Annotated in this window: 7 protein-coding genes; 1 reads left to right on the plus strand and 6 read right to left on the minus strand. The window is 71.0% G+C overall.

Features of this window, described 5'->3' with window-relative positions; genetic code table 11:
- Positions 1–307 precede the first annotated feature (307 nt).
- From DBR36_RS05895 to DBR36_RS05910, 4 genes are all read right to left on the minus strand, one after another.
- Complete coding sequence (locus DBR36_RS05895; RefSeq protein WP_108317991.1) at positions 308–1,729, minus strand: glycosyltransferase; 1,422 nt, start codon at positions 1,727–1,729, stop codon at positions 308–310.
- Positions 1,730–1,733: 4 nt separating this feature from the next.
- The gene (locus DBR36_RS05900; RefSeq protein ID WP_108317992.1) at positions 1,734–2,990 is read right to left on the minus strand and encodes a glycosyltransferase; all 1,257 of its coding nucleotides are present in this window, start codon (positions 2,988–2,990) and stop codon (positions 1,734–1,736) included.
- A 132-nt stretch (positions 2,991–3,122) separates the two neighbouring features.
- A complete protein-coding gene (locus DBR36_RS05905; RefSeq protein WP_258222586.1) occupies positions 3,123–5,288 on the minus strand; it encodes an ABC transporter ATP-binding protein in 2,166 nt (721 codons plus the stop codon).
- Entirely contained in the window at positions 5,285–7,012 is a 1,728-nt protein-coding gene (locus tag DBR36_RS05910; protein ID WP_108317993.1) for an ABC transporter ATP-binding protein, read from the minus strand. The genes DBR36_RS05905 and DBR36_RS05910 overlap by 4 nt, the downstream gene beginning before the upstream one ends.
- A 162-nt stretch (positions 7,013–7,174) precedes the next feature.
- On the opposite strand from DBR36_RS05910, the gene DBR36_RS05915 reads away from it, so the two are divergent.
- Positions 7,175–7,768: a hypothetical protein gene (locus DBR36_RS05915; RefSeq protein ID WP_108317994.1), complete on the plus strand. Its 594-nt coding sequence runs from the start codon at positions 7,175–7,177 to the stop codon at positions 7,766–7,768.
- A gap of 28 nt (positions 7,769–7,796) precedes the next feature.
- Here DBR36_RS05915 and DBR36_RS05920 read toward each other — a convergent pair whose 3' ends face one another.
- Complete coding sequence (locus DBR36_RS05920; RefSeq protein WP_108317995.1) at positions 7,797–8,231, minus strand: heat shock protein transcriptional repressor HspR; 435 nt, start codon at positions 8,229–8,231, stop codon at positions 7,797–7,799.
- A gap of 91 nt (positions 8,232–8,322) precedes the next feature.
- A partial coding sequence (locus tag DBR36_RS05925) for a DnaJ C-terminal domain-containing protein (RefSeq protein WP_108317996.1) occupies positions 8,323–9,061 on the minus strand: 739 nt, incomplete at its 5' end.

Consider the following 9,061-nt stretch of genomic DNA (forward strand, 5'->3'; position numbering starts at 1 on the left):
CCACCACCCGGCGCGTCGCCGCAACGACCCGCCGTTGTGTCCGGCACCACCGGGACGGAGCCCCCTCACCGCACGTCGACCCGTCACCGGGCGGCGGCCCGTCCAGAGGACCCGTCACCGGTACGACCGGCACCCGGCGTGCACAACGGCGGGCGGATGCCACGACACACCGCCCCACGCACGCCACCACCCGGCGCGTCGCCGCAACGACCCGCCGTCGTGTCCGGCACCGCCGGGGGACGGCCGACCCGTCACCGAGCGGCGACCCGTCCGGGACGGGCCAACCCGTCGCGGGGACGGAGACCCGTCAGCGGCCTGCGGCCACGGCCCGCTCGTACACCGCGATCATCGCCGCCGTGCGGGAGGACTGGCGGAACCGCTCGGCGATCGTCGGGTCGGGGACGACCGGGGTGCCGGCGGAGATGTCGGATGCCGCCCGGCGCAGCGCCTCGGCGAGGGCGGGGATCGTGGCATCCGTCACCGTCCACGTGCCCGCGCCCAGCTCGGCGGCGATGTCCGGGTCGCTGACCACCGCGGGGGTGCCGAGCGAGGCCGCCTCGAAGACCGTCATGCCCTGCGTTTCGAAGCCTATCGAGGTCTGCACGACCGCGTCGGCGTCGGCCAGGCGGCGGAGGGTCTCGGCATAGGCGAGCCGCCCCGCGAAGGTCACCGTCGCCGTCGGCGTCGACCGCTCGACGAGTCGGCGCGCGGCGCGCAGCTGGGCCCCTCCGCCGACGATCTCGACCTCGGCGTCGATCCCCGAGGCGGCGACCGCCTCGAGGAAGGGCAGCAGACGCTTCTCGGGGCTCATTCGTCCGAGCCAGATGAAGCGCGGCCGGCCCGGCCGGCGCGTCGACGCTTCGGCGCTCAGGGCCGCGTCGAGCACATCGTCGTCGATCCCGTTCCAGATCACGTCGACCTTCTCGGCGACGCCGTGCGCCTCGAGGCGGCGGGCGAAGTGGCTCGACGGTGCGGTCACCGCGCGCGAGAGGCGGGCCAGCTGACGCAGGAACGCCCAGCCGCCCCCCGCGCGGGCGGATGCCGTCGCGCGGTCCGACGCCGTCGCGCGGGCGGATGCCGTCGCGCGCTCGGACGCTGTCGCGCGGTCGGACGCCGTCGCCGAACTCGGACTTTCGCGCCGATCTCGGATGAATGAGCCCGAAAAGTCCGAGTTTCGCGCGTTTCTCCGAGATCCGGCGCCGCCGCGCACGCCGCGCGGGAGTGCCCGGGCTGAGCCGTCGCGCGGGAGCACGCCGGCCGAGCCGCGGCTCGCGCCGCGCGGGAGCGCCCGCCGCGCCCACGCGTTCAGCGCGCGCAGCACGAGCCCGGGGAACGGCGCCGTCGCCTCGATACCCACGTCGACGCGGTTGTGCATGGTGTGGACAACCGGCAGACCGTGACGGGCGGCGTAGCGATGGCCGATGAAGGCACCCCAGAAATCGCCCTGCACGTGCACGACGTCGACGGGCAGACGGGCCCCCATCTCGGCATCCAGGAACCGGTCCGTGCGCGCGCCGGGCCAGGTCAGGGCGTACTCGCGGTCGGGGGTGAGGGCGATCGAGGGCAGATCGAGGTACGCCGGGTCGTGCGCCGCGGGACGATGCAGGCGCGGGGCCACGACGGTGACGACGTGTCCGGCGCGCTCGAGGAACCGCTTCTGCAGGCGCATCGACACCTGCGCGCCGCCAAGCGACTCGAGGTGCTGGTCGGCGAACATCACCACGTGCACGGGGCTACTCCGGCAGCGGACGGCCGCGGTACAGCGCCTCGAACGTGTCGAGCGTGCGGGTGATGTCGTGCACCGCGACCGCGTCGAGCGACGCCTGCTGCATGCGCCGACGGTCATCGGCCGTCGCGGTGAGGACGTCGGTCAACCGCGCGGCGAGCTCGTCGGCATCCCCCGGCTCGAACAGGTAGCCGTTCTCACCGTCGCGAACGAGGTGGGGCAGCGCCACGGCGTTCGCGGCGACGATCGGAAGACCGGATGCCATGGCCTCCATCGTGGCGATGGACTGCAGCTCGGCGATCGAGGCGATCGCGAAGACGCTCGCGCGCGAGTACAGATCGCGCAGGTCGTCGTCCGACGCGTGTCCGTGGAAGGTGACGCGACCCGCGACCCCGAGCTGCTGCGCGAGGGTTTCGAGCTTCGCGCGCTGGTCGCCGCCGCCGACGATGTCGAACGTGACGTCGAGGGCCGGGTCGAGCTGAGACAGGGCGCGCAGGACGACGTCGATGTGCTTCTCGGTCGTCAGGCGCCCGACGAAGAGGATGCGGTTGGCATCGCGCGGGGTGAGATCGGGGCGGTAGTTCGACCGATCGATCCCGCACGAGATCGGGATGACGCCGTCGATGTCGATCGTCGACTCGAGGAAGTCCGCGGCCTTGCGCGTCGGCGTCGTGACGGCGCGCGTGAGCTTGAAGGTGCGCTCGGCGTCCGCCCACGCGAGTTTGACGAAGATGCGATCGAGCCAGTCGGGGAGCGTCGTGAAGTCGAGGATGTTCTCGGCCATCACGTGGTTGGTCGCGACCACCGGGATGCCGCGCTTGGGCGCCTCGCGCGCGAGACCGCGGCCGATGATGATGTGCGACTGGATGTGGACGACGTCGGGCTTGATCTCGTCGAGCAGGATGCGGGCGTAGTGCTTCGCCCGCCACGGCAGGACGTAGGTGATCCAGTCGTGCGGGAGGAAGCGGAAGGCCGGCAGCCGGTGCAGCATCATCGGCTGCCCCTCGATCGTCTCGATCGCGGTGCCGGCGTTGCCGTGTCCGACGCTGGGGGCGGCGACATGCACGTCGTGGCCGCGCGCGACAAGACCCGCGGCGAGACGCTCGGCGAAGCGGGCGGCCCCGTTGACGTGCGGGAGGAAGGTGTCGGCGCCGATGAGGATCCGAAGCGGGCGGTCAGCGGCGATGGGCGTCTCGCGAGAAGCCGGGGCGGCGTCCGCCGAAGCGGGCGCGGACGAGTCGGCGGGCGTCGCAGGAGTGGTCACGTGTGGTGAGGCCTATCTGTGCGGCGGGCGGTTCGCGCGGTGCGGGTCATGCGCCCGTCCACTGTACCCGAGCGCATTTCCACGCCCCGGGGGCCGCTCACAGGGTTAAACCGTACGGAACCACCCGCCCCCTCAGGACCGCCCGTCGCCGACCGGCGCTCCCTGCGCGGGACGTGGCGGGCCGTCGATGCCCGCCGCCGCCGGCACCTCGGATGCCGCCGCCGCGAACGCCGAGACCACCTCGGCGTCGTTCGAGGCCGGCGCCTGCCGCGACCCTCCCTCGAGCGGCGTCTCTGCCTCGGCCGCGTCGACATCGGACGCCGCCTGCTCGAACTGGGAACGGTACAGCCGGTAGTACGCCCCCTCGGCGGCGATGAGTTCGTCGTGCGATCCCTTCTCGACGATGTCGCCGTGCTCCATCACGAGGATCAGATCGGCGTCGCGGATGGTCGAGAGCCGGTGCGCGATCACGAACGACGTCCGCCCCTCGCGCAGCGCCGCCATCGCCTGCTGCAGCAGGAGTTCTGTGCGGGTGTCGACGGACGAGGTGGCCTCGTCGAGGATCAGCACCGACGGCTGAGCAACGAAGGCCCGGGCGATGGTGATGAGCTGCTTTTCACCCGCCGAGACGTTCGCGGCGTCCTCGTCGAGCACGGTGTCGTAGCCCTCGGGCAGCGAGTGCACGAACTGGTCGACACGGGTGGCGACGGCCGCGGCGACGATCTCGTCGTCGGTGGCGCTGTCGCGGCCATAGCGGATGTTCTCGCGGATCGTCCCGGCGAACAGCCACGGATCCTGCAGCACCATTCCGGTGCGCGAGCGCACGTCGTCGCGGCGCAGGTCCGCGATGTCCTGCCCGTCGAGCAGGATTCGGCCGCCGTCGAGCTCGTAGAACCGCATGATCAGGTTGACCAACGTCGTCTTGCCCGCTCCCGTCGGACCGACGATGGCGACGGTCTGTCCGGGCTCGACGCGGAACGACAGGTCGGTGATGAGCGGCCGCTCCGGGGTGTACGCGAAGCGCACGTTCTCGAACTCGATGACGCCCCGACCGTCGACGTGGGCGGGAGCGTCGACGGCATCCGCCTCTTGCTCGTCGGCGTCGAGCAGCGCGAAGACGCGCTCGGCCGAGGCGGTGCCCGACTGCACGACAGCGGCCATGCCACCCAACTGCGACAGCGGCTGAGTGAACTGCTGGGAGTACTGGATGAAGGCCTGCACATCACCCAGGCGGATCTGGCCGGCGGCCACCATCAGCCCGCCGAGCACCGCGATGCCGACGTAGGTGAGGTTGCCGACGAACATCATCCCCGGCATGATCATGCCGCTGAGGAACTGGGCCTTGAAGCTCGCCTGGTACAGCTCCTCGTTCTCGACCTCGAACTTCTCGCGCGCATCCTTCTCGCGGCCGTACACCTTGACCAGGGCGTGACCCGAGAACGACTCCTCGACGCGGGCGTTCAGGCGGCCGACCTTCTTCCACTGCTCGCCGAAGGCCTTCTGCGACTGCGGGCCGATGACGCCGAAGATCACGGCCATCAGCGGCAGCGAGACGAGCGCGACGAGGGCGAGCTGCCACGAGATGGTGAACATCATGATGAGCACGCCCACCACGGTGAGCACCGAGGTCAGCGCGCTCGAGAGCGACTGCTGCATCGTCTGCGTGATGTTGTCGATGTCGTTGGTGACGCGCGAGATGAGCTCACCGCGCTGCACCCGGTCGAAGTACGACAGCGGCAGGCGGTTGATCTTGGCCTCGACGTCTTCGCGCAGGCGCCACATCGTGCGCACCATGATGACGTTGATGACGTACCCCTGGATCCACGACAGCAGCGACGAGCCGACGTAGATCGCCAGCACGGTCACCACCACCCCCCGGAGCGCGTCGAAGTCGACGCCCGCGCCGACGGCGAAGGTGTTCATGGCCCCGACGATGTTGGCGACGTCGTTCTGGCCGGCCGCGCGCAGCGCCTCGACGACCTGCGCCTGCGAGATGCCCGCGGGGAACTGCTCCGCGAGGCCCTTCGACACGACCCCCTCGAAGATGATGTTGGTCGCCTCGCCCAGCACCTTGGGCGCGAGCACGGCGAGGACGACGCCGAGCGCGCCCGCGAGCGACACCAGGCCGAAGGCCCAGGCGTAGGGCCGCAGCAGCCCGATCATCCGGCGGAAGCTCGCGCCGAAGTTCGCGGCCTTGCCCGGGGCGACGCTGTCCCAGCTGCCGGAGCTGACCCGGGCCTGCTCGGCGAGTTCGAGTTCGGCGCGACCCTCTTCGGTGAGCGTGTCGGTGGTGCTCATGCCTCGACTCCCAGCTGCGACTCGACGATCTCGCGATAGGTGCTGCTGTTCGCCAGCAGCTCGTCGTGCGTGCCGACACCGGCCATGCGGCCGTCTTCGAGCACCACGATGCGATCGGCGCCGGTGATGGTCGACACGCGCTGGGCGACGACGATCTTGGTGACGTCCGGCAGCTCCTTCCACAGGGCCTGACGGAGACGCGCGTCGGTGCTGAGATCGAGGGCCGAGAACGAGTCGTCGAAGACGAGCACCGCGGGGCGATGAACGATCGCGCGTGCGATCGCGAGGCGCTGGCGCTGGCCGCCCGAGACGTTGGTGCCGCCCTGCGCGATCCGCGCCTCGAGTCGACCGTCCATCGCTTCGACGAAGTCGCGACCCTGTGCGATCTCGAGGGCGCGCCAGAGCTCGTCGTCGGTGGCTTCTTCGCGACCGAACCGCAGGTTGGACGCCACGGTGCCGCTGAAGAGGAACGGCCGCTGGGGCACGAGCCCGATGCCCTTCCACAGCACGTCGAGATCGGCCTCGCGCACGTCGACGCCGCCGACGCGCACCGCGCCGGCCGTGACGTCGAAGAGCCGCGGGATGAGTGAGACGAGGGTCGTCTTGCCGGCCCCGGTGGAGCCGACGATCGCGACGGTCTCACCGGGCCGGGCCGTGAAACCGATCCCCGAGACGACGGGCGACTCGGCACCCGGGTACGCGAACGACACGTCGTCGAACTCGACCGTGCCCGGCGCCGGAAGCTGTGCCACCGGGTTCTGCGGACGGGTGAGCGTGGAGTGGCTGTCGAGCACTTCTCCGATGCGCTCGGCCGACACGGCGGCGCGCGGGATCATGACCGTCATGAAGCTCGCCATGAGCACGCCGCCGAGGATCTGCGCGACGTACTGGATGAAGGCGAACAGCGTTCCGATCTCGACCCCACCGGCATCCACCTGGATCCCCCCGAACCAGATGACGCCGACGACCGTGACGTTGAGCACGAGCATCGCCAGCGGGAACAGCAGCACGAAGAGGGAGCCGACCTTGCGGCCGACCACGAGGATGTCGGTGTTGGCCTCGCGGAACCGCTCTTCTTCGATGCGCTCGCGCACGAAGGCGCGCACGACGCGCACCCCGGTGAGCTGCTCGCGCATCACGCGGTTCACGGCGTCGAGCTTGGTCTGATAGCTGCGGAACAGGGGCACCATGCGGGCGATGACGAGACCGGCGATGACCACGAGCAACGGAACGGCGACGGCGATCAACCAGCTCAGCCCGACGTCCTGCTGGAGCGCCATGATGATGCCGCCGATGGCGAGCAGGGGCGCGCTGACGAGCATGGTCGCGCCCATCATGGCGAGCATCTGCACCTGCTGGACGTCGTTGGTGTTGCGCGTGATGAGCGAGCCCGCGCCGAACTGCGACAGCTCGCGTTCGGAGAATCCGCTCACGCGCTCGAACACGTCGCGGCGGATATCGCGCCCCGCCGACATCGCCGCGCGCGCGGCGAAGTAGGTCGCGATGACGGATGCCACGATCTGACCGAGCGAGATGACGAGCATGAGGCCGCCCCGCGACCAGATGTACCCGGTGTCGCCGCGCGCGACACCGAGGTTGATGATGTCGGCGTTCAGACGCGGGAGGTACAGCGTCGCGACCGCGGACGCGGTCTGGAACAGGAGGATGGCGACCAGCAACCAGCGGTAGCGCGAGAGGTAGCGGATGAGGAGTCTGCCGAGCACGAGGCCCTCCGAGGAGTTCGACCGCGGCCGGGATGACCGCAGGATTCAGCCTGGCACTAACCTCCGACACCGGCGACCCCCCGGCGCGTGGGAGCGTTCTCTCATCGCGAACGCCGGGCCCCGGCATCCCCCTCCGCCGGACCGGCTCGTAGGCTGTGGGGCATGTCCCGACTGCAGGCCGACGCCCCCGCCGACCTCTGGGTGCCCGTCACGGGCTCCCTCGGATTCCGCGGCCGCCGCCACCGCAAGGCCGCCATCGGCATGCTGCTGAGCCAAGCTACCAAGGCCACCGGAGTCGCCCCACGCCCCGGCGGCGGTGCCTTCGCGTGGATCCTCAGCCAGGCGGCTCCGCTGCTCATGCGCCGGGCCGGCGGACGCGTGCTGGTGTGGGTGTGGAAGAGCGACCCCGAACTGCTGGTCGTCATGGCGCAGCTGCAAGAGGCGACGCCGCAGATGCGCACCGCTCGCGCGATGATGCCGATGGAGTACGACGACACGGAGTCGTTCCGCAACCCGCACCTCGGCGTCGGCGAGAAGCTCGCGATGCCCCTCCCCACCGACCCGAAGACGCCGCCGTTCGCGACCTACACGTGGGACACCGGGTCGCACTTCGTCACCGTCACCGCCGTGTGCGCCGACCGCGAGCGCTTCGGCACCGTGATCGGCGCGGTGGACGACGTCGCGCGCACACTGCGCGTGGTCGACGATCTGCAGGTGGGCGAGGCGCCCACGGTGCTGCGCATCGACCCGGCCTGAGCACGGCGCCGGCGCCGCGCACGAGCGATCAGTCGTGCGGGCCCAGCGGACGCCAGAGCACGATATCGGTCGCGCGCCGCACGCGCGCACCGTGGCGCAGCGTCACGACCGAGCCGGTCGCCCCGGCCGCGAAGACACGCGCCCCGGGGCGCGACTGCCGCTCGGCCGAGAGCTGGCGCTCGAGGTCGTTCACCCGCCGGGCGAGCTCGTGCACGCGCTCCTCGAGGGCGAGAAGCCGCGCGATCGCCGGAAGGCTCATCCCCTCGCCCGACAGACGCGCCACCTCGCGCAACTGCTGCACGTGACGACTGGAGTACCGGCGCGACCCGCCCTGCGTCCGGGCGGGGACGACGAGTCCCAGCCGGTCGTACTGCCGCAGGGTCTGCGGGTGCATGTTCGACAGTTCCGCGGCCGCGGCGATGGCGAAGATCGGGGCGTCTTCGTCGATCTCTCTCTCGGACACGTCTTCACCTCTCTCGTCGCGCCGGTCGCGTCACCGGGTTCCCGGCATCCTTTCGTACCGGATGCCGGGAACCCCGGCGACGCGCGTATGTCTACCGCGCCTTCGACATCAGGTCGGCGCGAGGGTTCTCTTTCGGTTCGAGCGCCTGGAAGCGCTCGAGGGCTTCGCGCGCGGCGTCGTCGAGGTGGGCGGGAACGGCGACCTGCACCTCGGCGAGCAGATCGCCGTGGCCCTTGGTCGTCTCGATGCCGCGTCCCTTGACGCGCAGCACACGGCCCGACGGCGTGCCCGGGGCGACCCGCAGCCGTACCGCATCGCCGCCGAGGGTGGGGACCTCGATCGTCGCGCCGAGCGCCGCCTCGGTGAAGGTCACGGGGACCGTCACACGCAGGTTGAGGCCGTCGCGAGTGAACACCGGGTGAGGGCGCACCGCGACCGTCACGACGATGTCGCCGCTCTCGCCGCCGTCGGGGGACTTCCGTCCCCGACCCCGCAGGCGGATCTTCTGCCCGTCCGAGACGCCGGCAGGGATCTTCACCTTGAAGGGCACGTTGTCCTCGCCCTGGAGGGTGATGGTCTCGCCCTTGGCCGCGGTGACGAAGTCGATCGTCGTACGGGCCGTGACGTCGGCGCCCTTCTGCGGACCACCGAAGCCCCGGAATCCCCCCGTCGTCTGCCCGAAGCGACCGGAGCCGAAGCCCCCGCCGCCCTGCTGGTCGAACATCGAGAAGAAGTCGTCGAACCCGCCCGGCGGGGCCTGCCGGCCCTGACCGAATCGGCTGAACACGTCGTCGAAGCCGCCCCCGGCCCCGGCCCCGGGAGCCGAGAAG

The organism is Microbacterium sp. HMWF026 (assembly GCF_003061325.1).
In the GTDB taxonomy this organism is placed as follows: Bacteria; Actinomycetota; Actinomycetes; order Actinomycetales; family Microbacteriaceae; genus Microbacterium; species Microbacterium testaceum_E.